We start from the raw sequence: 22,958 nt of genomic DNA, 5'->3' as shown, positions 1-22,958 counted from the left end.
GGGTTGCCCATGCCTGCCACGCGCCGTCTTGATCTGCGAGCGATCGAACGTGCGCTGCGTGAGGTGCAGGGGCGTTTCGGCGAGCTCAGCCAGTGCTTTACCGAGCCGCGTGATCCGTTCACCGATGAGGTGCTGCACAACGTGCTGGAGGGTTACGCCCTTATCGACGACTACGTCGCACGGGGCGTCGACCTGTTCGATCTGCAGCAGGTCAACCTGATGCTGGAGATCAACGCCACCGTGCTTTGCGGCCGCGACCCTGCCCGTCGGCTGGAATTCGCGCCGCACCTGGCGGCCACCGAGGCGCACTTCTTCAACAACGTCGAAGGTGGCATCAAGGACCTGTACAACTGGTACTGCGCGTATCACAGCGAATCGGTGTGGAAGCGCGCGGCCGGTGTCTATGTGCGGATTCTGAGCAAACCGCAATTGTTCATCGAAGGTAACCACCGCAGCGGCTCGCTGATCGTCAGCTATCTGCTGCTGCGTGCCGGGCTGCCGCCTTTCGTGCTGACCCTGGACAACGCCAAGGGTTACTACAACCCGTCATCGGTCATCCGCAACTCCGCCAAGCATGGCGTAAAGGCGCTATTCGAATTGCCCAAGATCAAGAAAAAGTACGCTGCCTTCCTCGAAGATCATGCACCGGATCCGGACCGATTTTTCCTGGGCGAAAAACACGCCTCCGCCTGTCAGGGAGGTGCCTGATGACTACCCATCCCATGCTCGCAACCTGCCTGGCCATCAAGGATCAGCTGTGGGACGCCATGAAGGGTTCCGTTGCGCCCTACCGGTTCGGACGCCCGCGCATACGGATTTCGTTCGATATCGATGACACCCTGGCCTGCCTCCCCCACCACAGCGACGTCGAACCCAGCAGGCTCCCGGTATTCATCCACCGCTGGCTGGGCGAACCGCTGCGTATCGGCACCCGCTCCCTGACCCGGGAACTGCGCCGCCAGGGCTGCAGCATCTGGGTCTACACGTCCTCCGGCCGCACACCGTCCTATATCAGGCGCTGGCTGTTGTTGTACGGCATCCACGTCGACGGCGTGGTCAACAGCGTGCGGCACAACCAGGCCCTGACCGAGCGCGGGCTGGCTAACGCCCCCTCGAAACTTCCGCCGGCATTCGATATCGACCTGCATGTCGATGATTCCGAAGGCGTGAAGAGCGAAGGCCACGACCACGGTTTCCGCGTCGTTGTCGTGCGTCCGGACGATGAGCGCTGGACGCAGAGAGTCCTGGATTCAGTGGCTGAACTCCAGGACATGCTGGATCGACAACAGCAGCCATTGGCTGCAGCAGCCTGAGCCGTCAACCACGCGGCTCGTTGCTTGCTGGCAAACCTCTTTTACCCTGCCCGTCGCCCGTAGCCTGCCGCTTCGCGGATACCGGCTCGGCCGACTCCCTCAAGGTTGCGCCCCGGTTTAGTCGGCAGCGGGCGCATCCCCATCTGATCGATGGTCTCCCCTGCTCAACAGGCCAATCCAGGCGCCTCCGCGCACCAGGCCGCTGAAGGCCCCCTGCCGCATTGCCCCGCCCCGGCGCCGCTGAACTTTGACAATCTGATCCCCCGGGTTCCATGCTGAGCGAACGCGTGACATCCCACGAGTCGCTGGCACCTCAGCGCCGCGGGCGATCACTCGAAGCACAAGTCTGTCCACTTGACTTCCGGCGCCAGCGCCCATGCCTGACCTCTCGCATATCCACCGCCACCTCACCGAACTGGTGGTCGATCCCGTTGCCAACCAGGTCGCCGGCCTCTTCGACCTCAGCGGCCGCGTCGGCGTGGTGTTCCTGCTGTGCTCCTACGCCATCGCCTACGCGCTGTTCCGCTTCCGCCGCCAACGCGGGCTGACGCAGGCGGCGTCGTTCTGGCAGTTCATCGGTGGCAGCCGGGTGAACCTGCATCGCTCAGCGCTGCTGGATTACCGCTACTACCTGGTGCGCGGCATCCTCAATGTGGCGTTGCTGGTGCCCATCGTCGGGCTGGTCGATCCCTACATCCTGCGCTCGGGCGACTACATCGCCTTCTTCACCAATCTCTGGGGCGCGCGGCCGCAGGTGGGGACGAACCTCGGCCTGTCGCTGCTCTACGGACTGGGGGTGTTCCTGGTCAGCGACTTCAAGAACTACTGGGTGCACCGTGCCTTCCACTCGCGCTGGCTGTGGGCGTTCCACAAGGTGCATCACTCGGCGGCGGTGCTGACGCCGATCACCGCAAGCCGCGTGCACTTCGTCGAGAAGCTTGCGGCGCAGCTGGCTGGAGCCTTCGCCCTGGGCGCCTATGCCGGCGCCTTCTGGTACCTGTGCGGCGGCGAAATCAGCGCCTACACGCTGTTCGGTGTGACCTACATGATCCTGCTGTTCAACGTGCTGGCGACGAACCTGCGCCACAGCCATGTGTGGCTGTCGTTCGGACCGGTGATCGAGCACGTGCTGAACAGTCCCGCCCAGCACCAGATCCACCACAGCGACGCGCCCCGCCACTTCAACAGGAACTTCGGCATCAACCTGTCGCTGTGGGACTGGATGTTCGGCACGCTCTACGTCACCCAGCGCGAGCCGGAGCCGATCCAGTTCGGCGCGGGGGAGCAGGATGACGAGAAGTATTCTTCGCTGTGGAGCCTGATCGTTACGCCGTTCGTGGAGACGGTACGCAAAGTACGAATGGCGAGAAGCCAGAGAACGCCGGCTTCCGCTCGTCCGGTCAGGAGCCGCTGAATCTGCGCCCTGTTCCAACACAACGGAAGTAATCTACTCTGCCCCGCCTGCGATTACCCGTTCAAACGCCAAGGATTCGGCATGCCTATTGGAAGAGTCAGTTTCCTGCTACTTCTCGCAAACTTCGTAGTTGTTTCAGTGGTCTCTCTGCTGCCAGTGGGCGATGGCGCAATCTTCAGCGTTGCAGCTGGACTGCTGTCGTTCAGCTGCAACGCTGATTACTGGCTGGACAGTTCGCGCGTGCTGATCCCCGCAGTGGGTATTCCGCTCATTGCAGCGGGGATCGCATGGTTATTGCTGTTGGGCACATACAGCAGGAAGGAGCTGATGAGAACGCGCAATGGCGCAAGCGTATCGGCCGCATGCTGGCTGGCGGCTTCGGCTGCCGCTCTGCTGAGCTATTCGTTTTTCCCGTGCGGCTCGTTCTACCTTGGCTTTTCCGAAGCCGGCGGCTCATCAGCACATCGCAACGGTCATTTGCTGTTGCATCTGCTGATGGAGAATCAGCCAGTTTTCAATCTGCTCTACGCATTCATGTTCTGCGGCATTTCGTATTGCGTTGCCTTGGGCCTGAAGCTATTCAGGAGTGATTCGGCTTCCTGAGCAGATCAATCAAGCGGAATACTTCCAGCTCGCCCTGAATGCCAATCTCGGGGTCAGTTCTCATTCCCACACCCCTGCCCCCGCACCGGATACCGCAGCCTATGCCGCTGCCCCGCGCTGTCCTCGTAGGTCATCTCCACCTCGCGAATCCCGCAGAACCCCAGGTCCGGCTGTTGCACCACACGCTTGATGTCGAGTTTCTGGCCGTAGTGGTAATCCTGCTCGGGTGGTGCGTCCGGCGCGGCGAGGGCCGCGCAGGAGGTGAAGAGGCAGGCGGCAGCGAGTAGGCGCTTCATGGCCGCTCTCCGCTGGAATTACGCGGCATGGGGGCGCCGGTCATGCTGGGGAGGACTTCGTCGCGGCGGATAAGCCCGTGGAACAACGCGGCGGCGAGGTGCAGGAGGATGGTTGCCAGCAAGGCGTAGGCAATGAAGGTGTGGGCGCTGCGCAGGAGGGTGTGCAGTTGCACCGACGGCGAAACCAGCGCGGGCAGTTCGAAGCCGCCCCAGAGCACCACGGGGTAGCCGCCGGCGGATTGCATGGTCCAGCCCACCAGTGGTTGCGCGAGCAGCAGGCCGTAGAGCGCCAGGTGCGAGAGGTGCGCCGAGCTGCGTTGCCAGCCGGGCATGTCGCTGGGCAGTGCGGGGATGCGCTGGGTCAGGCGTACAACGATGCGCAGCAGTACGAGTACCAGCAGCGCGGCGCCCAGGGGTTTGTGGATGGCGACCAACGCGGCGTGGCGCGGGGAGACGCTGGCGACCATGCCCAGTCCGATCAGCAGCATCGCGAGCACCAGCACGGCCATGAGCCAATGCAGCACGCGCAGGGAGAGCGGGAAGTAGGTGGGTTTCATCAGTGGGTCTCCTGGGCCTGCTCACGGGTACGACGGTTGAAGGATTCCGAGTAGGCCGCCGAGCGTGCGCTGAGCAGCGGGTCGTCGGAGGCGCGGATGCCGTCGGGGAGGATCAGCGGGTCGTAGTTGACGTCACGGCAGTCGCCGCCGATTTCTGGTTGCAGACGCTCGATCACCAGTTCGCCGGCATCCACGGTGCGGCGGCTGTCGGGCCAGGCCTGGGTGGGGTCGACGGTGCTGTCGCCGGGCTCGCCGAGGGTGAATTGCAGACGCCAGCGCAACGGACCGGCGGCGATGCGCTGGGCCAGTTCGGCGGCAAGGAAGTCGGCGTCGCCACGTTTGTCGGCGGCCAGCGGCTCCACCGGCGCTTCGGGCTGCACGGACCAGCGCACCGGCTGTTCCTTGCCGTCCTTGTTCACCAGGTAGAAGGCGTTGAGGCTGTAGTAGGCGCTGTTGGCGTAGCTGGAGGACGGTGTCGATGACTTGGCCCACTTGAGGAAGGCCTGGGTCTCGGGGTGCGCCTTGAAGAAGGCTCCGGCCTTTTCCGGGTCTGGCTTGCCGGTGCCCGGCTGCGGCGCGGTGGCCTGTTGCAGCGCGTAGAAACTGGCGACATCACGCACGACGAAGACCGGCATGGCGTTCATCCCGGTGCGCCATTCCTGGCCGTCGGCCGGCTGGAAGCGCAGGGCCAGGCTGCGGATCGGCGCGGCGCCGTCGCTGGCCTTGGGGTTGCCGCCGGGGATGGCGAGGCGCCCTACCACCGGTACGCGGCCGACGGAGAACAGGCTGGCGCGAGACAGACTGGCCGCGCCGCCATTGCTGTCGAAATGGCCGATCACGCACAGGCCCTTGGCGTGGTTGCGCCGGTAGCCGGGGTAGACGCCGCTGTTATGCTCCAGGGTGTTGATCACGCTGGCCGGGGTGAGCCGCTGCGGATCGAGCCAGCCGGCGACGTAGGCGAAGACGGCGGCCACGCCGAGCACCACGGCGCCGATGGCGGCCAGGCGCAGGGGCACGTTGGGTGCGGTGGGCGGTGTTTCTGTCATTTCCAGCTCCTCAGGCTTAGGCTGAATGCGTTGAGCCGGTACGACGCACCGTGCGACGGGTTATTCCCGTCAGCCGCGAATAAATTATTTTTTCCCGCGAAGGGAATAGATCGCCGCAGCGTTCGTCTGTCTCGCTCGAACCCACCCATTCCTGGCGCCCCGATGCACTCACTGGACGACCATTCACTGCGCGAACTGCTGCCCCGGCTGCGGCGCTTCGCGCTGTCGCTGACCCGCAGCGCGAGCAGCGCCGACGACCTGGTCCAGGCAACCCTGGAAAAGGCGCTGTCGGCCTGGACCGGCCGCCGCGACGACGGCGACCTGCGCGCCTGGCTGTTCTCGATCCTCTACCGGCACTTCATCGACGGGCAGCGCCGGGCGAAACGCTACGCGCGCCTGCTCAGCCTGTTCGGCGCGGACAGCGCGGTGAGTGCCTCGCCGGAGGACATCGTCAGCGCCCGCTCGACGCTGGAGGCCTTCGAACGCCTGCCCGCCGAACAGCGCGCGCTGCTGACGCTGGTCAGCGTCGAGGGCCTGAGCTACCGCGAGGTGGCCGAGGCACTGGATATTCCCATGGGCACCGTCATGTCCCGCCTGTCGCGCGCCCGCACGGCGCTGCGCGCGCTGAGCGAAGGACAGGCGGCGACTCCTTCTCTGCGGGTACTGAAATGAACGAACGCATCCCCGACGGCACTCCCCAGGAACAGGATCTGCACGCCTACCTCGACGACCAGCTGGAGCCGGCGCGCCGCCAGTGGGTGGAAGCCTGGCTGGCCACCCACCCGGACGACGCCCGGCGCGTGGAAGGCTGGCGGCAGGACGCCCAGCAACTGCGCGCGGCCTTCGCCGGCCAAGCGCGTGGGGCGCTGCCCGAACAGCTCGACCCGGCGCGCATTCGCCGCCAGCTCCAGCAGCGGCGACGCTCGCGCCTGGCCACGGCGGCGGCCCTGCTGATCGCCCTGGGCGTGGGCGGCATGGGCGGCTGGCAGATGCGCGGCGACGCGATGCTGCGCGGCATGCTGCCGATGCAGGACGCGGTGCAGGCTTACCGCCTGTTTGCCGACGCCGGCCAGAATGGGCTGGACCTGCGCGACGGCGGCGATCTGCGTGGCTGGCTTTCGCGCTACCTGAAGGACGCCACGCCGCCGCCCTCGCTGGAGCAGGTTGGCCTGAAAACGGTCGGCGCGCGGTTGCTGGCCACCGAACAGGGCGCAGCGGCGCTGGTGATCTATGAGGATGGCCAGGGTCGGCGGCTGACCTTCTTCATCCGCCCGCCAGGCCCGCGCCACGAGATGTTGCCGCAGGGGCAGCGCACGGATGGCGACCTGCTGGCACGCTACTGGAGTCAGGGTGGCTACAACTATGCGCTGGTGAGCCGCAGCGATGATCCGCAGGCGCAGGCCGTTGGGCAGTTGGTGGGGTTCTGAGCGCGGACGTTGTCCGCAGATCGCGGGCATGGCCCGCTCCTACAGGGCAAGCGCATGGTCGGCCTGTAGGAGCTGGCCATGCCTGCGACTGAGCCGGCGCCGGAACAACGTGGACGCAGTCCGCTGGAGCAAACGTAGGATGGGTGGAGCGAAGCGATATCCATGCTGATGGTGCACAGATCGATGGGTATCGCTGGGCTCCACGCCATCCTACGAAGCGTTAGCCGGAGGTATCAGCGGGGCTGTCGGTGCGGACGTTGTCCGCCGGTCAAGGGCATGGCCCGCTCCTACAAGGAGCGGGCCATGGGTTGGGTCAGAAGGCGAAGCAGGAACAGCCGAATGCGCCCCAGAATCCCTGGAAATCACTCACCGGCACGCTCGACTGGCGGGCGCGTTCGTGGCTGTGGCCGTGCACGCCGCAGGAGCCGGCGCACTGGTGCACAGCATTCTGCAATGGTGCCTGCGGGCGCCAGTGGCCGGGGACCTTGGCCACCGGGGACCAGTCCGGCAGCACCGGAATGGCGGTCGGGGCCTGACGCTCGAAGTCGCCGCTGCCGAATACCACGCGGCCGTCCACCACGGTCAGCACCGACTCGATGGCCTTGATCTCTTCCTCCGGCACGTTGAAGTAGTCCGCCGAGAGCACCGCCAGGTCGGCCATCTGCCCGACCTTGAGCATTCCCTTTTTGCCCTGCTCGTTGGAGAACCAGGCGCTGCCGTGGGTGTACAGCTCCAGCGCGGTGGCGCGGGACAGCCCTTCCGGGTACAGCTCCAGGCCGCCGACGGTCTTGCCGCTAACCATCCAGTACAGCGAGGTCCAGGGGTTGTAGCTGGAGACACGGGTGGCGTCAGTGCCGGCGCCCACGGGTACGCCTTCGGCCAGCATGCGCTTGATCGGCGGAGTCGCCTCGGCGGCCTGCTTGCCGTAGCGGTCGACGAAGTACTCGCCCTGGAAGGCCATGCGGTCCTGGATGGCGATGCCGCCGCCCAGCGCCCTCACCCGCTCGATGTTCTTCGGCGAGATGGTCTCGCAGTGGTCGAAGAACCAGTGCAGGCCGTTGAACGGGATGTCCCGGTTGACCTTATCGAACACGTCGAGCATCCGCGAGATGGATTCGTCGTAGGTGGCGTGCAGACGGAACGGCCAGCGCTGCTCGACCAGGTGGCGCACCACCGGCTCCAGCTCGGTTTCCATGCTGCCGGGCAGGTCCGGGCGCGGCTCGAGGAAGTCCTCGAAGTCGGCGGCGGAGAACACCAGCATCTCGCCAGCGCCGTTGTGCCGCAGGAAGTCGCTGCCCTGCCCGTACTGGACGCTGCTGGTCCAGTTCTTGAAATCGGCCAGTTCTTCCTTGGGCTTCTGGGTGAACAGGTTGTAGGCAATGCGCACGGTGAGCTGGTTATCCTTCTCCAGCTGTTCGATCACCTGGTAGTCGTCCGGGTAGTTCTGGAAGCCGCCGCCGGCGTCGATGGCGCTGGTGACACCCAGGCGGTTCAGCTCGCGCATGAACTGGCGGGTGGAGTTGACCTGGTAGTCGAAGGGCAGCTTCGGGCCTTTGGCCAGGGTCGCGTAGAGGATCATCGCGTTGGGCCGCGCCACCAGCATGCCGGTGGGCTCGCCCTTGCTGTCGCGGACGATCTCGCCGCCGGGCGGGTTCGGGGTGTCTTTAGTGTAACCGACCACGCGTAGTGCGGCGCGGTTGAGCAGCGCGCGGTCGTACAGGTGCAGGACGAACACCGGCGTATCCGGCGCAGCCTGGTTCAGCTCCTCGATGGTCGGCATGCGCTTTTCGGCGAACTGGAATTCGTTCCAGCCGCCCACCACGCGCACCCATTGCGGCGACGGCGTGCGCAGGGCCTGCTCCTTGAGCAGGCGCAGGGCGTCGGCCAGGGACGGCACGCCTTCCCAGCGCAGTTCGAGGTTGTAGTTCAGCCCGCCACGGATCAGGTGCAGGTGCGAGTCGTTGAGGCCGGGGATCGCGGTGCGCCCCTTGAGGTCGATGACGCGGGTGGCACCGGCGCGGAACGCCATGGCCTCCGCCTCGCTGCCCACGGCGATGAACTTGCCGTCGGCGATGGCCACGGCGGTGGCTCCGGGTTTCTCGCGGTCGACGGTGTGGAAGCGGCCGTTGGTCAGGATCAGGTCGGCATACATGGCGATGTTCCTCTTTCGATCAGCGGGCATTGAGCCAGGCGGAGAACAGGCGCGTGGCCCGTGGCATGAAAACGTAGACCACCAGCAGGACGATGGTCGCGACAATGAGCATGTTGGCCGGCACGAAGCCGCCCAGCAGCGGGACCTGGGCGAACAGCGGGCGCCAGAGCTGCGGCACCAGCATCACCAGCGGCAGGATCACCAGGTAGGAGATGGCTGCCTGCTTCCAGCGCGGCGGCTGTTTCTGCGGGTTGTCCGGGGTGGTGAACCAGAATTCGTGGGCGGTGTGCAGTTCCTTCTGCTCGACGTCGAGCAGGTGCGGGTTGGCGCGCTCGATCAGTTCATGGCGTTGTGGCGAGTCGAGCCAGGTTTGCAGTTCATCGGCGCTGGCGAAGCGCAGCACCGAAGTGAAATGCTCGCCCTGGCGCATCACGTCCACGCCCAGGTGGCCGGGGTACTCGCTGGCGGCGCGGGTCAGCTCGCGCAGGATGGCTTCATAGGCGGCGACGCTGTCGGGGCGGGCGCGGTGGCGGATGATCAGGGTGACGGATTCTTGCGGCGTGGGCTGGCGCACTTGGGTTCCCTCCGGAGAAGTGGCCTCCCCCGCCCGACGGCGAGGGAGGAAAGCGGCTGGTTGGCTAAGCGGCTTACTGCAGGTGAACCTTCAGCTCTGCACCGGCCTGGCGCATGGCGGCCTGTACCGCCGGCACCTGGCTGACCACATTGAGCAGACCGTAGTCGTGGATCATTCCGTTGTAGCGCACGGAGGTGACAGCCACACCGGCGGCGTCGAGCTTGCGCGCGTAGGCTTCGCCCTCGTCACGCAGCACATCGGACTCGGCGGTCTGGATCAGGGTCGGCGGCAGGCCCTTGAGCTGGTCGGTGGTGGCGCGCAGCGGCGATGCGTAGATCTCGGCGCGCTGTTTCGGGTCGGTGGTGTAGCTGTCCCAGAACCACTGCATCATCGGCTTGGTGAGGAAGTGCCCCTGCGCGAACTGGTTGTACGAGCCGGTCTCGAAGCTGGCATCGGTCACCGGCCACAGCAGGGCCTGGAAGCGCAGCTTGGGCGTGCCCTTGTCCTTGGCCATCAGCGCGACCACCGCCGCCATATTGCCGCCGACGCTGTTGCCGGCCACGGCCAGGCGCTTGCCGTCGACGTTGATCTGCTTGCCGTGCTCGGCGACCCACTGGGTGGCGGCGTAGGCCTGGTTGATGGCCACCGGGTAATGCGCCTCGGGGGACGGGGTGTAATCGACGTAGACCGCCACCGCGCCGGAGTTCACCACCAGGTCGTGGATCAGGCGGGCGTGGGTCGGGTAGTCCCCCAGCACCCAGCCGCCGCCGTGGAAGAACATGAACACCGGCAGCGTGCCCTTCACCCCGGCCGGGCGGACGATGGTCAGCTTCACCGGGCCGACGGTGGTCTGCACGGTCTTCTCGCTGACCTGGGTGCCGGAGAGGTCGACCTTCACCGAAGCCTGGGCGCCGGTCAGCACCCCACGGGCGTCTTTCGGCGAGAGGGTTTCCAGCGGCTGGCCCTTGCCGGCTTCCAGGGCTTCGAGGAAGGCCTGGGTGTTGTGTTCGACGGTGGGGTTGCCGGCGGCGAAGACGTTGCCGATGGCCAGGGCGAGGGAGGCGGCGAGCAGGGATTTCTTGGCGTTCATGATTCGGTTCCTTGAAAATGGGGAGAGGTGTTCCGAGAGGACGAACGAATCTTGATCCATGCCCGCAAAGCGCGGAATAGACAGAGTTGCAGGGTCACTTTGCAGTTCTGCAAGGGGGGCTGAAGGGGCGTTGCAGAATTGCCGGAGGTGGGGATGCGACCTGTAGGAGCTGGCCATGCCTGCCCGCGCCGAAACAACGCGGACGCAGTCCGCTGGCACGCACGTAGGATGGGTGGAGCGCAGCGATACCCATGCTGCCGGTGCACGGGGCGATGGGTATCGCTGCGCTCCACGCCATCCTACAAAGGGTTAGCCGATGGGATCGGAGCGGCGGTTGGTGCGGACGTTGTTCGCGGTTCGCGGGCATGGCCCGCTCCTGCAGGGGCAGCCGGGGCGACCGGGGGTTACGCCGCCTGGCACGCCACGGGTGCCGGCGCGGCGTTTGGCCGGTACAATGCGCGATTGCCCGTGCCACGCCTGATAAAGAAGAAACCATGTCCCTGCCCAAACACCATCTGGAACTGCTCAGCCCTGCCCGCGATGTGTCCATCGCCCGCGAGGCCATCCTGCATGGCGCCGACGCCGTCTACATCGGCGGCCCGAGCTTCGGCGCGCGGCACAATGCCTGCAACGAGGTGAGCGATATCGCCCAGCTGGTGGAGTTCGCCCACCGCTACCACGCGCGGGTATTCACCACGATCAACACCATCCTCCACGACAACGAGCTGGAGCCGGCGCGCGCGCTGATCCACCAGCTCTACGACGCCGGCGTCGATGCGCTGATCGTGCAGGACCTGGGGATCATGGAGCTGGACATCCCGCCGATCGAGCTGCACGCCAGCACCCAGACCGACATCCGCACCCTGGAGCGGGCGAAGTTCCTCGATCAGGCCGGCTTCTCCCAGCTGGTACTGGCCCGTGAGCTGAACCTGCAGGAAATCCGCGCCATCGCCGACGAGACCGATGCCGCCATCGAGTTCTTCATCCACGGCGCGCTGTGCGTGGCCTTCTCCGGCCAGTGCAACATCTCCCACGCCCAGACCGGCCGCAGCGCCAACCGCGGCGACTGTTCCCAGGCCTGCCGCCTGCCCTACACCCTGAAGGATGACCAGGGCCGCGTGGTGGCCTTCGAGAAGCACCTGCTGTCGATGAAGGACAACAACCAGAGCGCCAACCTCAGCGCCCTGGTCGACGCCGGCGTGCGTTCCTTCAAGATCGAAGGTCGCTACAAGGACATGGGCTACGTGAAGAACATCACCGCCTATTACCGCCAGCGCCTGGACGGCATCCTCGCCGAGCGCCCGGACCTGGCACGCGCCTCCAGCGGCCGCACCGACCACTTCTTCGTGCCGGACCCGGACAAGACCTTCCACCGCGGCAGCACCGACTACTTCGTCAGCGACCGCAAGATCGACATCGGCGCCTTCGACTCGCCGACCTTCACCGGCCTGCCGGTGGGCACCGTGGAAAAGGTCGGCAAGCGCGACCTGCTGGTAGTGACCAAGGACCCGCTGTCCAACGGCGACGGCCTCAACGTGCTGGTGAAGCGCGAAGTGGTCGGTTTCCGCGCCAACATCGCCGAGCCGAAAGGTGAGTTCGAGGAAGACGGCGAGAAGCGCTACCGCTACCGCGTCGAGCCCAACGAGATGCCCGAAGGCCTCTACCGCCTGCGTCCGAACCACCCGCTGTCGCGCAACCTCGACCACAACTGGCAGCAAGCGCTGCAGAAGACGTCTGCCGAGCGCCGCATCGGCCTGTCGTGGGTCGCCAAACTGCGTGAAGAGCGCCTGGAGCTGACCGCCACCAGCGAGGAAGGCGTCACCGCCAGCGTCGCCCTGGACGGCCCGTTCGGCGCCGCCAACAAGCCGGAACAGGCACTGGACCAATTGCACGACCTGCTTGGCCAGCTGGGCACCACCCAGTACCACGCCGACCGGATCGAGCTGGATGCCCCGCAGGCATTCTTCATCCCCAATTCCCAGCTGAAATCGCTGCGCCGCGAGGCCATCGAAGCGCTGACCGAAGCCCGCGTGCAGGCCCACCCGCGCGGTGGCCGCAAGGCCGAGACCAGCCCGCCGCCGGTGTACCCGGAGTCGCACCTGTCCTTCCTGTACAACGTGTACAACGAGAAGGCCCGCGAGTTTTACCACCGCCACGGCGTGCAGCTGATCGACGCGGCCTACGAGGCCCACGAGGAAACCGGCGAAGTGCCAGTGATGATCACCAAGCACTGCCTGCGTTTCTCCTTCAACCTGTGCCCGAAACAGGCCAAGGGCGTCACCGGCGTGCGCACCAAGGTGCAACCGATGCAGCTGATCCACGGCGACGAAGTGCTGACCCTGAAGTTCGACTGCAAGCCGTGCGAGATGCACGTGATCGGCAAGATCAAGGGCCACATCCTCGGCCTGCCGCAACCGGGCAGCGAAGGCGTGAGCAACATCGTCGGGCAGATCAGCCCGGAAGACCTGCTCAAGACCATTCGCAAACCGGCGCACTGATCGTCCGCACTGCCAACCGGCTGATGACAGAGTGTGCCCGCGCTCAGAACGCGGTCCCCTCTCCCTTCAGGGAGAGGGAGCAGCCTGTACGGGCCTGCAATGACGGAGTTGGCTGGACATACCCGCTACGCCGTGAGCCACAAGCTGACAACCCCCTGCGCAAACTCCCGATCCCCCGCTATGATCGGGACATGACCGCCACTCCCCCGCTCCGCCAGCAATGCCCGCCCGGCGCCTGCAACTGCGACCGGGAACGCCTGCTGCAAACCGCCAACGCCGACCTGCGCATCCTGCTGCTGACCCGGCACGAGGAGCAGCGCCTGCTGGATCGCCTGGAGAACCTCAAGGACCTGGCGGATCTCGAGCGTCTTCAGCACAAGCTCTTCGAGCAGCTTGGCATCCGCCTGCACATCGCCCCCGGTTTCAACGAAGTGCGCACGATGCGCGGCATCGAGTTCGACTTCGACGAGCAGCCCGGCCTCTGCCGCAAGACCCGCCAGGCCATCCCCGCCGCGATCCGCCGGGGCCTGGAGAAGAACCCGGAAATCGCCTGGCGCCTGCTCGACGCCCACGACCTGCTCGGCGGGCTCTGATCAGAAGCCGCCGTCCAGCGGATACTCCACGGCCACCCGCAGCTGATCGGTATTGAGTTCCGCCTGCGCGGCGTTGGCGCGGTGGCTGTTGTGCATCAGCACCAACCGCAGGCCCTTGGCCGGGCCTTCCGGCACCCGGTATTGCAGCAGCAGGTCGCGCTCCCAGTGCTTGCCGCCCTCGCCGTAGCCCAGGTACGCGTAGCCGCCGCGCGGGTCGACATGGCTGCCATCGATGTCCGTGCCACGTACGTAGGCCGCTGCCATGAACAGCCCCGGCGCACCGAAGGAAGCCAGGTCCAGGTCGTAGCGCAGCTGCCAGGAACGCTCATTGGGCGCATTGAAGTCCGACAGTTGCACCGCATTGGTGATGAAGATCGCGCCGCGCGTCACGTAGTCGAACGGCGTGTTGCCATCGACCTGCTGGTAACCGAGGCTCAACCGGTGCGCGCCAAAGCCGTATCCGCCGAGCAGGCTCCAGGTGGTGTTGTCGATGCGCCCGGAAAGCGCCTGTCCGGTATCGCGGGTGCGGTAGAGATTGAGGTTGAGCGACAAGTCCTGCCCCGCCCCCAGTGGTTGGCTGAAAGTGCCGCCGAGGTAGTCCTGGCGCCAGCTGTCCTCGTAGCGCGAGGTGAACAGGCTCAGACTTGCCGACTTGGCTGGCGCATAGGTGAAGCCCGCCAGGTCGAAGGCATCGCCCTGGCGGGCGTTGGAATAGTTCACCACGAAGCCGCGATCATGGCTGGAGGCATTGCGGTCGGTGCTTTCGGTAAAGTGCCCGGCCACCAGCCGCAGCCCCGAGAACTCCTCGCTGGAGAGGAAGAAACCGGTGGCCGTTTCCGGTAGCAGGCGGCTGTCGGACGAGCTGAATACCGGCGTCTTTACCCGCTGCTCGCCCCACCACAGGGTGGTCGAAGACGTCCGCGCCTTCAGTGCCGCGCCGCCACGGGCGAAGCTGTCCTTGGGATGCCCCTCGTTATCCAGGCCGACCAGCCGGGCCTTGCCGGCACGGCCACCGCCGCTGTCCAGCAGCACGCCCTGGTACAGGTGCGCGTCCAGCCCCAGTCCGACGTCGCCCCGGGTAAAGCCGGACTGCAGGCTGCCCATCAGGCCATAAGCCCATTCTTGCGCGTAGCCGTTGCGCTCACTGCGAGGCTTGTAGGCATTGCGCGCGCCACTGTTGCGGTCGCCGTGGCGGTATTCACGCTGATCGAACACCGTGCGGTTGAGCAGGCTCCAGCGGCTGTCCTCGATGAAGCCGCCGGACTCCTCCTGCGCCGCGCCAAACGCCGGTGCGGACAGGGCCAGCAGCACGGCGGAACTGCGCAGCCTCACAGGTACTTCAGCCAGGCGATGTCGCGACGACGGGCCTTGAGCCCGGCGAACCAGTGCACCGGCGGGTACAGCGCGACGATCAGCACCAGCGCACCAACCCAGACGGCCCACACCGAATCGAAGCCGAAGTACTGCCCCTGATTCAGCCCCCAGATCGCCACGGCGGCCAGGTAGAGCAGCTTCAGTACATAGAGGTGCAGCAGGTAGAAGAACATCGGTGCGGCGCCGAACACCGCCAGCCAGCGCGCCAGTGCGCCCTGCCCGCGACGCTCGAAGAACACCAGCAGGAGCAGGCCGATACCCAGGGTCAGCGCCAGGAACAGCAGCGACGGCGGGTACTTGGTGATGTTGAGGAAGCTCATCGCCAGCTGCACGCTGTTGTCGCCGTCACCCCAGGGCTTCTCGCCGTAGCCGTTGTTCAGCCGCAGGACGATGAAACCGCCCAGCGCGATGGCCGCCGCCAGTAGCAGGTTGCGGGTGCGCCGGGCGGCATCGGCCGAGCGAGCGAACCAGGGCCCTGCGGCATACCCGAGGGCGATCACACCGATCCACGGCAGCAGCGGATACGACGTGCGCAGGCGCAGCGCGTCGCTCACCTCGATCCAGCCGCGATCATGCAGCACCGCCCAGGGCAAGTGGGCCCAGTGGCCGGCGGCGAAGTGCACGCCATCGAGCAGGTTATGCCCCGCCACCAGCACCACGCCCAGCACCACCAGCGCAGCGCGCGGCAGCCAGACCAGCACGGAGAGCGCCAGCATGCTCAGGCCGATGGCCCAGATTACCTGCAGGTAGATGACCTTGGGCGGGAACTGGAAGGTCCAGGCGAAATTCACCAGGGTGACTTCCAGCAGCACCAGGAACAGCCCGCGCTTGAACAGGAAGGCGTAGACCGCCGCGCGGCCTTCGTGCTTTTCGCCATAGAGGAAGGCGGAAAGCCCGGTGAGGAAGACAAATACCGGCGCGCACAGGTGCGCCAGGGTGCGGCTGATGAATAACGCTGGGTCGGTCTGGGTCACGTCCATCGGGTCGCTCACCTGCAGGTGCAGGTAGAACGTCTCGCGGACGTGGTCCAGCAGCATGAAGAGGATCACCAGCCCGCGCAGGGCGTCGATGGAGTGGAGTCGCGTGGCGGTTTTGGCAATTGAAGGTATTGCGGGGCTCAGTGCGGAGGTCATGGGCGAGATCGATTGCGAGTGAATTGTAATATTATTACATTCCACGCAACCGATCCGCCAACCCTTCGAAACATGCGGACATGTCTGGAACGGGCCTCACCGGCACGGACTCAGCCCAGCGCACCCTTCATCGCTGCGGAAAGCTCGCCACTGCCGAGCTGCTCCAGCCGCTCGGCGGCACCCAGGCGATCGCGTTCTTCCTTGTTCTGGCTGAGCTTGGACTTGCCGATGATCTCGCCGATCTCCACCTCGATGCCGACGATGTTCGCCAGCATGCCGCTGATGAACTCCGGGGTGGAGTCGCTCATCTTCCAGGGCTTTTCCTCGCTGGCTTCGTGGGTACGGGTCAGGCGGCCGACCACGCCGCGCACGAAGCGCTCTTCGTCCATCACCTTCAGGCGGCCGCGCACATGCACTACCTGGTAGTTCCAGGTCGGCACCTGGCGGTGCGCCTCGTGCTTGCTCGGGTACCAGTTGGGCGAGACGTAGGCATGCTCGCCACGGAAGATCACCAGCACCTCCTCGCCATCGGCCTCCTGCCACACCGGGTTGTTGCGCGCGACATGGGCACGCAGCAGGGGTTTCTCGCCGGAGAGCTCCAGTTCGAATGGCAGGTGGTTGGCATCCAGCAGGCCGTCGTGGCCGGTGACCAGGATGCCCAGGGGATAGTCACGGATCAGCCGGTGCAGCTCATCCGGGCGGGTTTCCTCGAAATGCGCAGGTACGTACATGAAAGACCTCGACAGCAAGTGATGGCGGTCATCATGCCGCCGCATTGGAACCCTATAAAGATCCATTAGCAGCTCAAGCGAAAGAACCAATCGGCGGCGACCGGTATTTTGGTACAGCCTATGCATCGCCCCGCTGGACGGCGATGGTGCCGCCACCCTACTCTAGCCCTTGGCCAGCATTCGCCCTGGATGGCAGACACAGGCTCCCACTCTCGATGACCGTACCCGAGTTCCCCGCCGCTCCGCCCCGGCAGTCCCAGGGGAAAATTCCGCCACGCCTGCAGGATGCCTACAAGGCGTACGTGGTCCAGCATTACCGGCGCTTCCTGCTGGCGATCAATTTCATCGCCATGGCCGCCTACGACTCCTACGTGCTCGCCGACGCCCTGCTGATCCCGGACATGGCCAAGGAATCGCTGTTCCTGCGCACGGGACTGAGCCTGCTCGGCCTGCTCAACATTTTCCTGGTGTTCCGCTTCAGTCGCAGTGTGCTGGTGATGGACCTGCTGATGCCGGTGCACGACATCATCTCCACCATCGCCTGGTTCGAGCTGCTCAAGCGCAGCGCCTCGCCCGACGTGCCGTTCTTCCTCTACGCCTCGGTGGTGTTCATCCTGCTCGGCAACCTGGGGGTGCGCTACTCGTTCAAGGGCATCGCGCTGGTCTCGGCGATCATCTCGACGATCATTCTCTACAACGTCTGGCTGATCCACGACGGCGCCACCAAGCCGCTGCTGATCTTCACCCTGGTCTACTTGCCGGTCGCACTGTTCAGCCTGTTCATCAGCTGGACCAACATCAAGGGCGTGCACCAGGCCTTCCTCGCCGACCTCGAGGAAAAGCGCCAGCGCACCGAACTGGCCGCGCTCAACCTGCGCCTGCAGGAGCTGGCCGCCACCGACGGCCTAACCGGCGTGGGCAACCGCCGCGCCCTGGACCTGCAGCTCAACGAGAGCTGGCACGGCATGCGCGCCCACGGCCGGCCCTTCGCCCTGCTGATGGCCGACATTGACTACTTCAAGCCCTACAACGACCACTACGGCCACCAGGCCGGCGACCGCTGCCTGTGCCAGGTGGCCGAGAGCCTGGTGGGCACCCTGCGCGGCGGGCGCGCCAACGTCTATCGTTATGGCGGCGAGGAGTTCGCCATCCTGCTGGAGGCGACCAGTGCCGAAGACCTGCGTTGCGTCGCCGAACGGCTGCGCGAACAGGTGACAAGCCTGGGCATCGAACATCTGTACCGGCCCGACAGCCTGCGCTTCCTGACCATCAGCCTTGGCGCGGCGATGGCCAATGAAGGCGGCCTGAACGAACCGCGCGAACTGCTGGCCCGCTGCGACCGGCACCTGTACGTCGCCAAGCAGAAAGGTCGCAACCGTGTGCAACTCAGCGGCATGCCGGGCGTCTGACGAACGACACGTAACCCGGCACGCGTGGCCGGCGTCTCCCTGTTCTGCTGCCGGGCGATGCCCGCCACACGCGGTAAACGCCACAGGGAATGTCCCATCGAGGCCAGTGTGAAACGCGACATCCGCCTAGCCATCCTCCTGCTGTCGATCATCAGCCTTGCCGTGGCCGCCGCCACGGCCTGGGAGCTGTGGTCGGCGCGCGAGCGCACGCTGACGGAAACCACCACGCACAACCTCAACCTCACCCAGGCACTGGACACCTACGTCGAAGGCATCGTCACCCAGAGCTCCATGCTCCTGCTCGACCTGGCCGAGCGCCTGGAGCATGAAGGCACCGGCACCGCACCACTGCAACGCATCAACGAGCTCGTGCAACGCCAGCAGCACCTGCTGGTGCAGCTCAATGGCGTCGGCATCTACGATGCCCAGGGCAACTGGCTGATGACCTCCACCGGACCCTTCCCGCCGGGCTCCAACAGCGCCGACCGCGCCTACTTCATCCACCACCGCGACAACCCCTCGCTGGACGCCTACATCGGCGAGCCGATCCACAGCCGCTCCACCGGCGTCTGGGTGATCACCGTCAGCCGCCGCTACAACGACGCCCAGGGCCACTTCGCCGGGGTGATAGTCGCCGCCCTCGGCGTGCAGGACTTCCTCCGCCTGTTCGGCAAGATCGACATCGGCAAGACCGGCGCCATCGGCGTGGCCACCAGCAACGGCCAGGTGCTGGTGCGCTATCCCTTCCGCGAAAGCGACATGGGCCGCGTGCTGTCGCGCTCGCCGATCTTCACCCAGTACCTGGACAGCGCCACGGTCGGCAGCGCGACCTTCGCCTCCTCGCTGGACGGCATCGAGCGCATCTACGCCTTCCGCAAGAACGAGCGCTACCCGCTGGTGACCTCGGTCGCCCTGGGCAAGGATGAAGCCCTGGCCGCCTGGGCTGCCGACGCCCTGCGCACGGTGGCCATCGCCTTCGGCCTGCTGATGGTCGTCGTCGTCATCGGCAGCCTGCTGATCCTCGCCATCCAGCGCCGCATCGGCACCGAGCGCCTGCTGCGCGACGCCCGCGAAGAGCTGCTCAAGGCCAATCGCCAGCTGGAAGTGCTCGCCTCGCGCGACCCGCTCACCGGCCTGGAGAACCGCCGCAGCTTCGACGACCACCTGATCGCCGAACTGCGCCGCTCCCACCGCGATCGCTCGCCGCTGGGGCTGTTGCTGATCGACGTGGACCATTTCAAGCGCTTCAACGACACCTACGGCCACCCCGCCGGTGACGACTGCCTGCGGCGCATCGGCCGCGTCCTCGCCGACAGCGTGCGGCGCCCCGCCGATCTCGCGGCGCGCTATGGCGGCGAGGAACTGGCGGTGATCCTGCCCAACACCGGCCTCGACGGCGCCCAGGCCGTGGCCGAGCAGTTCATGCAGCGCCTGAAGGGCGCCAACCTCACTCACGCGGGCAGTCCACTGGGGCGCATCACCGCCAGCATCGGCATCGCCACCCTGCCCGGTGGCAGCGACAGCAGCCCACAGGCCCTCATCGAAGCCGCCGACCGCGCGCTGTACCGCGCCAAGGCCGCCGGCCGCAACCGCCTGGAAAGCGCGCCGACGCCGCAGGGAACCCCGCAATGATCTTCGACCCCGCGCTCCTGGATGGGCTGCGCAAGGCCCGTCACGTCGTGGTGTTCAGCGGAGCCGGGGTTTCCGCCGAGAGCGGCATTCCCACCTTCCGCGACCGTCTCACCGGGCTCTGGGAGCGTTTCGACGCCGCCTCCCTGGCCACCGCCGAAGCCTTCCGCGCCGACCCGGCGCTGGTCTGGGGCTGGTACGAATGGCGGCGCAGCGTGGTCCACCGCGCGCAGCCCAACCCTGCGCACCTGGCCATCGCCGCGCTGGCGGCCAAGGTGCCCAGGCTCACGCTGATTACCCAGAACGTCGATGACCTCCACGAGCGCGCCGGCAGCCAGGACGTCACCCACCTGCACGGCCAGCTGGAGCGCCCGCGCTGCTTCCAGTGCCAGCGCGCGCCCGATGCGCCACTGCCGGTACCGGACGAGCCCGTGGCCGGCCGCCGCGTACAACCGCCGGCCTGCGCCCATTGCGGCGGCCCGCTGCGCCCCGGCGTGGTGTGGTTCGGCGAAAGCCTGCCGGTGGACGCCATCAGCCATGCCTTCCAGGCGGCCGAACAGTGCGACCTGCTGATCTCGGTCGGGACGTCTGGCGTCGTCTACCCGGCAGCGGAAGTTCCCCAGGTCGCCTGGCGCTCCGGTGCTACCGTCCTGCACATCAACCCCGCTCCCGGCCCGTTGCATGGCGAGCGTGATTTCGCGGTGGCCAGTGCCGCTGGTGTCGCGCTCCCGGCGCTGATCGACGCAGCTTTCCCGTCGTAGGACACACACGCCACCTACGCTGCTCCCCGTGGTACACCCGGCAATGGCATGTCTGTAGGAGCGAGCTTGCTCGCGAACCCGCCCAACCGTGATGCCGCCAGGAGTGATTGTTCGCGAGCAAGCTCGCTCCTACGAAGAGCCCCCCGCTAAACCGCCGGCATCTGCAAAGTCACGCAGTGGATGCCACCGCCGCCCGCCGCAATCGGGTCGATGTTCAGCTGGACGATCTCGCGATCCGGATACAGCTCGCTGAGCAAGGCATGGCAATGCTCGTCCGCCGCCGCATCGCCGAACTTCGGCGCGATCACCCCGCCGTTCACCGGCAGGTAGTTGATGTAGCCGGCGGCGAAGTCCGGGTTGTCACGGTTGTACGCGCTGGGCTTGGGCTTCATCGGTGGCGGCAAGGTGTGCACCCTCAACGGGCGCCCATCGGCGTCGGTGGCGGTCCTCAGGATCTCCAGGTGCCGGCGGGTGACCTCGTAGTCGTAGGAGCGCTTGTCGTTGTCCAGGTTGACCACCACCACGCCCGGCTCGACGAAGCGTGCGTAGAAGTCCACGTGGGCATCGGTGATGTCCTTGCCGCGAATGCCCGGCAGCCAGATCACCTTGCGCAGCCCGAGCATACGCTTGAGCTCCGCCTCGATACGCGGGCGGGCCCAGCCCGGGTTGCGGTTGTCGTTGAGCCAGCAGCTCTCGGTGAAGATCGCCGTACCGTGGCCGTCCACCTCGATGCCGCCGCCCTCCCCGCACAGTTCGCTGATGATGGCCTTCGCCTCCACGTCCTCGGCAAGGGCGGCCGAGACTTCGCGGTCGCGCTCGGCGTGTTGCTTGCCGCCCCAGCCGTTGAAGTTGAAGTCGGCCAGCGCCAGGCCGCCCGGCGCATCGTTGACCAGGAAGCAGCCGCCGTAGTCGCGCACCCAGATGTCATCCACCGGCACCGGCAGGAAGTCGACGTTCTCCCCGCTGCACGCGCGCTTCGCCTCGGCCTGCTGCTCCGGCCGGCAGAGCACCGTCACCGGCTGGAACTCGGCGATGGCGCGGGCCAGCCGCGCCACCGTGGCGTTCACATCGGGCGCCAGGTCTTCCCAGACGTCGGCGCTCGCCGCATAGGCAACGAACACCCGCTCCTGCTTGCGGTGCTCGTCGGGCATGTACCAGGGCTTCGCCGCCAGGGCGACGCGGCCCAGGCCGAGCCCGAGGCCCGTCGCCAGGGTCATGCCGGCGCCGAGCAGGTTCCTGCGTGTCATCATCCTCGCCTCCTCAGCCGCCGGTGCCGGTCTTGAAACTGGTCCAGGTACGCATCCGCGCACGCATGTCGCGCTGCGGGATGTCCTTGCCGGGGAACAGCCGCGCGTACGCCTTCTCATCAAGATAGATGTCCGGGTTGTCGCGCATGCTTGCCTCGACCATCGGCCGCGCCTTGGCGTTGGACGTCGGGTAGCCGGTGGCGTTGCTGATGGCCGCCATCACGTCCGGGCGCATCAGGTAGTTGATCAGCGCGTAGGCGTACTCGGGGTGCGGTGCGTCGGCGGGAATGGCCATGGTGTCCATCCATACCGAGGTACCTTCGCGCGGCACGCGGTACTCGAAGCGCTCGGGCTTCTTCGCTTCGTCGGCGGCGCGTTGCGACTGGATCACGTCGCCGCTGTAACCCAGCGACAGGCAGAGGTCGCCATTCACCAGCTGGGTCACCGGCTGCGACTGGAACTTGCGGATGTACGGGCGGATGCCATTGAGCACCGCCAGCGCCTCGCTCAGGTCCTGCGGCTTGCCGCTGCGCGGGTCGCGGCCGAGGTAGTTGAGCACCACGGCGAGCACTTCGTCCGGCGAATCGATCATCGAGATGCCGCAGTCGGCGAAGTGCTTGGCCATTTCCGGCTTGAACATCAGGTCGAGGCTGTTCACCGGTGCGCCGGGCATGCGCTGCTCGATCTTCGCCTGGTTGTAGGTCAGACCGATGCTGCCCCAGGTATAGGGCACCACGGCATGCCGCGAGTACGGGTACTTGGTCTGCAGGTCGCGCAGGCCCGACTCGATGTCGCCCAGGTGCTCCAGCTTGCTGTCGTCGAGCTTCTGCAAGGCGCCGGCGCGCATCAGGCGCTCGGCGACGGTATCGCCGGGGAAGATCAGGTCGTAGCCGCTGTGCCCGGCCATCATCTTGGCCTCCAGGGTCTCGCTGCTGTCCATCACGTCGTAGATGACGCGGATGCCGGTTTCCTGGGTGAAGTTGGCCAGGGTGTCGGGGGCGAAGTAATCCGCCCAGTTGAACAGGCGCAGGACCTTCTCTTCGGCCGTGGCCGGTTGCAGGGTGCACGCCAGGGACAACCCCAGCGCGCCGATCAGCAGGTGCTTGTTCAT

The 22,958-nt window shown here is 66.3% G+C and carries 22 protein-coding genes; 11 read left to right on the top strand and 11 right to left on the bottom strand.

Going from position 1 to position 22,958, the window contains the following annotated elements:
- The first annotated feature begins 9 nt into the window (after positions 1–9).
- The 4 genes from J2T47_RS18950 (at position 10) to J2T47_RS18935 (ending at position 3,330) form a co-directional block, all read left to right on the top strand.
- Entirely contained in the window at positions 10–708 is a 699-nt protein-coding gene (locus tag J2T47_RS18950) for a hypothetical protein (RefSeq protein WP_253450074.1), read from the top strand.
- 59 nt (positions 709–767) lie between these two features.
- Complete coding sequence (locus tag J2T47_RS18945; RefSeq protein WP_253450399.1) at positions 768–1,313, top strand: hypothetical protein; 546 nt, start codon at positions 768–770, stop codon at positions 1,311–1,313.
- Positions 1,314–1,689: 376 nt separating this feature from the next.
- The gene (locus J2T47_RS18940; RefSeq protein ID WP_253450070.1) at positions 1,690–2,727 is read left to right on the top strand and encodes a sterol desaturase family protein; all 1,038 of its coding nucleotides are present in this window, start codon (positions 1,690–1,692) and stop codon (positions 2,725–2,727) included.
- Positions 2,728–2,808: 81 nt separating this feature from the next.
- The gene (locus tag J2T47_RS18935; RefSeq protein WP_253450066.1) at positions 2,809–3,330 is read left to right on the top strand and encodes a hypothetical protein; all 522 of its coding nucleotides are present in this window, start codon (positions 2,809–2,811) and stop codon (positions 3,328–3,330) included.
- A gap of 53 nt (positions 3,331–3,383) precedes the next feature.
- Here the strand turns inward: J2T47_RS18935 and J2T47_RS18930 are convergent, their stop codons facing one another.
- Genes J2T47_RS18930 through J2T47_RS18920 form a run of 3 tightly spaced genes read right to left on the bottom strand, consistent with a single transcriptional unit; the run spans position 3,384 to position 5,229 of the window.
- On the bottom strand, positions 3,384–3,626 hold the full coding sequence (locus tag J2T47_RS18930; RefSeq protein ID WP_253450063.1) for a DUF2790 domain-containing protein: 243 nt from the start codon (positions 3,624–3,626) through the stop codon (positions 3,384–3,386).
- Positions 3,623–4,183: a cytochrome b gene (locus J2T47_RS18925; protein WP_253450060.1), complete on the bottom strand. Its 561-nt coding sequence runs from the start codon at positions 4,181–4,183 to the stop codon at positions 3,623–3,625. The genes J2T47_RS18930 and J2T47_RS18925 overlap by 4 nt, the downstream gene beginning before the upstream one ends.
- On the bottom strand, positions 4,183–5,229 hold the full coding sequence (locus tag J2T47_RS18920) for a catalase family peroxidase (RefSeq protein ID WP_253450057.1): 1,047 nt from the start codon (positions 5,227–5,229) through the stop codon (positions 4,183–4,185). Before J2T47_RS18920 ends, J2T47_RS18925 begins: the two co-directional genes overlap by 1 nt.
- A 162-nt stretch (positions 5,230–5,391) precedes the next feature.
- On the opposite strand from J2T47_RS18920, the gene J2T47_RS18915 reads away from it, so the two are divergent.
- Both J2T47_RS18915 and J2T47_RS18910 read left to right on the top strand, forming a co-directional pair.
- Positions 5,392–5,901 (top strand): sigma-70 family RNA polymerase sigma factor, encoded by a 510-nt coding sequence (locus J2T47_RS18915; protein WP_017520898.1) that lies wholly within the window; start codon positions 5,392–5,394, stop codon positions 5,899–5,901.
- Entirely contained in the window at positions 5,898–6,656 is a 759-nt protein-coding gene (locus tag J2T47_RS18910; protein ID WP_253450054.1) for an anti-sigma factor family protein, read from the top strand. Before J2T47_RS18915 ends, J2T47_RS18910 begins: the two co-directional genes overlap by 4 nt.
- Before the next feature lie 313 nt (positions 6,657–6,969).
- On the opposite strand, the gene J2T47_RS18905 is transcribed toward J2T47_RS18910, so the two are convergent.
- The 3 genes from J2T47_RS18905 to J2T47_RS18895 all read right to left on the bottom strand — a co-directional run bounded on the left by J2T47_RS18905 (position 6,970) and on the right by J2T47_RS18895 (position 10,472).
- Complete coding sequence (locus J2T47_RS18905) at positions 6,970–8,808, bottom strand: amidohydrolase (RefSeq protein WP_253450051.1); 1,839 nt, start codon at positions 8,806–8,808, stop codon at positions 6,970–6,972.
- Positions 8,809–8,827: 19 nt separating this feature from the next.
- Positions 8,828–9,382 (bottom strand): antibiotic biosynthesis monooxygenase, encoded by a 555-nt coding sequence (locus J2T47_RS18900; protein ID WP_253450048.1) that lies wholly within the window; start codon positions 9,380–9,382, stop codon positions 8,828–8,830.
- 73 nt (positions 9,383–9,455) lie between these two features.
- Positions 9,456–10,472 carry an alpha/beta hydrolase gene (locus tag J2T47_RS18895; RefSeq protein ID WP_253450045.1) on the bottom strand — a complete coding sequence of 339 codons (1,017 nt, stop codon included), beginning with the start codon at positions 10,470–10,472 and terminating at the stop codon, positions 9,456–9,458.
- 494 nt (positions 10,473–10,966) lie between these two features.
- Between J2T47_RS18895 and J2T47_RS18890 the strand changes: the two genes are divergently transcribed.
- Together J2T47_RS18890 and J2T47_RS18885 are read left to right on the top strand one after the other, a co-directional pair.
- Entirely contained in the window at positions 10,967–12,970 is a 2,004-nt protein-coding gene (locus J2T47_RS18890) for a peptidase U32 family protein (protein WP_253450042.1), read from the top strand.
- Positions 12,971–13,161: 191 nt separating this feature from the next.
- Positions 13,162–13,563 carry a hypothetical protein gene (locus J2T47_RS18885; protein WP_253450039.1) on the top strand — a complete coding sequence of 134 codons (402 nt, stop codon included), beginning with the start codon at positions 13,162–13,164 and terminating at the stop codon, positions 13,561–13,563.
- On the opposite strand, the gene J2T47_RS18880 is transcribed toward J2T47_RS18885, so the two are convergent.
- From J2T47_RS18880 to J2T47_RS18870, 3 genes are all read right to left on the bottom strand, one after another.
- On the bottom strand, positions 13,564–14,895 hold the full coding sequence (locus tag J2T47_RS18880; RefSeq protein ID WP_367399509.1) for an OprD family porin: 1,332 nt from the start codon (positions 14,893–14,895) through the stop codon (positions 13,564–13,566).
- On the bottom strand, positions 14,892–16,070 hold the full coding sequence (locus J2T47_RS18875; protein ID WP_253450037.1) for a DUF1624 domain-containing protein: 1,179 nt from the start codon (positions 16,068–16,070) through the stop codon (positions 14,892–14,894). The genes J2T47_RS18880 and J2T47_RS18875 overlap by 4 nt, the downstream gene beginning before the upstream one ends.
- A 110-nt stretch (positions 16,071–16,180) precedes the next feature.
- Complete coding sequence (locus J2T47_RS18870; RefSeq protein ID WP_192382276.1) at positions 16,181–16,801, bottom strand: FMN-binding negative transcriptional regulator; 621 nt, start codon at positions 16,799–16,801, stop codon at positions 16,181–16,183.
- A 215-nt stretch (positions 16,802–17,016) separates the two neighbouring features.
- Between J2T47_RS18870 and J2T47_RS18865 the strand changes: the two genes are divergently transcribed.
- The 3 genes from J2T47_RS18865 (at position 17,017) to J2T47_RS18855 (ending at position 20,600) form a co-directional block, all read left to right on the top strand.
- A complete protein-coding gene (locus J2T47_RS18865) occupies positions 17,017–18,210 on the top strand; it encodes a GGDEF domain-containing protein (protein WP_253450034.1) in 1,194 nt (397 codons plus the stop codon).
- Positions 18,211–18,318: 108 nt separating this feature from the next.
- Positions 18,319–19,842, top strand: a complete 1,524-nt coding sequence (locus J2T47_RS18860; RefSeq protein WP_253450031.1) for a sensor domain-containing diguanylate cyclase — start codon at positions 18,319–18,321, stop codon at positions 19,840–19,842.
- Positions 19,839–20,600 (top strand): SIR2 family NAD-dependent protein deacylase, encoded by a 762-nt coding sequence (locus tag J2T47_RS18855; RefSeq protein ID WP_253450028.1) that lies wholly within the window; start codon positions 19,839–19,841, stop codon positions 20,598–20,600. Before J2T47_RS18860 ends, J2T47_RS18855 begins: the two co-directional genes overlap by 4 nt.
- A gap of 146 nt (positions 20,601–20,746) precedes the next feature.
- Here the strand turns inward: J2T47_RS18855 and J2T47_RS18850 are convergent, their stop codons facing one another.
- Both J2T47_RS18850 and J2T47_RS18845 read right to left on the bottom strand, forming a co-directional pair.
- A complete protein-coding gene (locus J2T47_RS18850) occupies positions 20,747–21,850 on the bottom strand; it encodes an agmatine deiminase family protein (protein WP_437180996.1) in 1,104 nt (367 codons plus the stop codon).
- Positions 21,851–21,860: 10 nt separating this feature from the next.
- Positions 21,861–22,958, bottom strand: a complete 1,098-nt coding sequence (locus J2T47_RS18845; RefSeq protein WP_253450025.1) for an extracellular solute-binding protein — start codon at positions 22,956–22,958, stop codon at positions 21,861–21,863.

Origin of the sequence: Pseudomonas nitroreducens, from assembly GCF_024170165.1 — a bacterium.
Taxonomy (GTDB): domain Bacteria; phylum Pseudomonadota; class Gammaproteobacteria; order Pseudomonadales; family Pseudomonadaceae; genus Pseudomonas; species Pseudomonas nitroreducens_C.
This window is presented reverse-complemented; position numbering and strand designations above follow the sequence as displayed.

Coding starts and splice junctions, on each gene's coding strand:
- J2T47_RS18845 (WP_253450025.1), bottom strand. CDS start 22,958: ATGAACAAGCACCTGCTGATCGGCGCGCTGGGGTTGTCCCTGGCGTGC.
- J2T47_RS18865 (WP_253450034.1), top strand. CDS start 17,017: ATGACCGTACCCGAGTTCCCCGCCGCTCCGCCCCGGCAGTCCCAGGGG.
- J2T47_RS18940 (WP_253450070.1), top strand. CDS start 1,690: ATGCCTGACCTCTCGCATATCCACCGCCACCTCACCGAACTGGTGGTC.
- J2T47_RS18850 (WP_437180996.1), bottom strand. CDS start 21,850: ATGATGACACGCAGGAACCTGCTCGGCGCCGGCATGACCCTGGCGACG.
- J2T47_RS18905 (WP_253450051.1), bottom strand. CDS start 8,808: ATGTATGCCGACCTGATCCTGACCAACGGCCGCTTCCACACCGTCGAC.
- J2T47_RS18895 (WP_253450045.1), bottom strand. CDS start 10,472: ATGAACGCCAAGAAATCCCTGCTCGCCGCCTCCCTCGCCCTGGCCATC.
- J2T47_RS18910 (WP_253450054.1), top strand. CDS start 5,898: ATGAACGAACGCATCCCCGACGGCACTCCCCAGGAACAGGATCTGCAC.
- J2T47_RS18915 (WP_017520898.1), top strand. CDS start 5,392: ATGCACTCACTGGACGACCATTCACTGCGCGAACTGCTGCCCCGGCTG.
- J2T47_RS18885 (WP_253450039.1), top strand. CDS start 13,162: ATGACCGCCACTCCCCCGCTCCGCCAGCAATGCCCGCCCGGCGCCTGC.
- J2T47_RS18875 (WP_253450037.1), bottom strand. CDS start 16,070: ATGACCTCCGCACTGAGCCCCGCAATACCTTCAATTGCCAAAACCGCC.
- J2T47_RS18855 (WP_253450028.1), top strand. CDS start 19,839: ATGATCTTCGACCCCGCGCTCCTGGATGGGCTGCGCAAGGCCCGTCAC.
- J2T47_RS18950 (WP_253450074.1), top strand. CDS start 10: ATGCCTGCCACGCGCCGTCTTGATCTGCGAGCGATCGAACGTGCGCTG.
- J2T47_RS18945 (WP_253450399.1), top strand. CDS start 768: ATGAAGGGTTCCGTTGCGCCCTACCGGTTCGGACGCCCGCGCATACGG.
- J2T47_RS18870 (WP_192382276.1), bottom strand. CDS start 16,801: ATGTACGTACCTGCGCATTTCGAGGAAACCCGCCCGGATGAGCTGCAC.
- J2T47_RS18930 (WP_253450063.1), bottom strand. CDS start 3,626: ATGAAGCGCCTACTCGCTGCCGCCTGCCTCTTCACCTCCTGCGCGGCC.
- J2T47_RS18935 (WP_253450066.1), top strand. CDS start 2,809: ATGCCTATTGGAAGAGTCAGTTTCCTGCTACTTCTCGCAAACTTCGTA.
- J2T47_RS18890 (WP_253450042.1), top strand. CDS start 10,967: ATGTCCCTGCCCAAACACCATCTGGAACTGCTCAGCCCTGCCCGCGAT.
- J2T47_RS18920 (WP_253450057.1), bottom strand. CDS start 5,229: ATGACAGAAACACCGCCCACCGCACCCAACGTGCCCCTGCGCCTGGCC.
- J2T47_RS18925 (WP_253450060.1), bottom strand. CDS start 4,183: ATGAAACCCACCTACTTCCCGCTCTCCCTGCGCGTGCTGCATTGGCTC.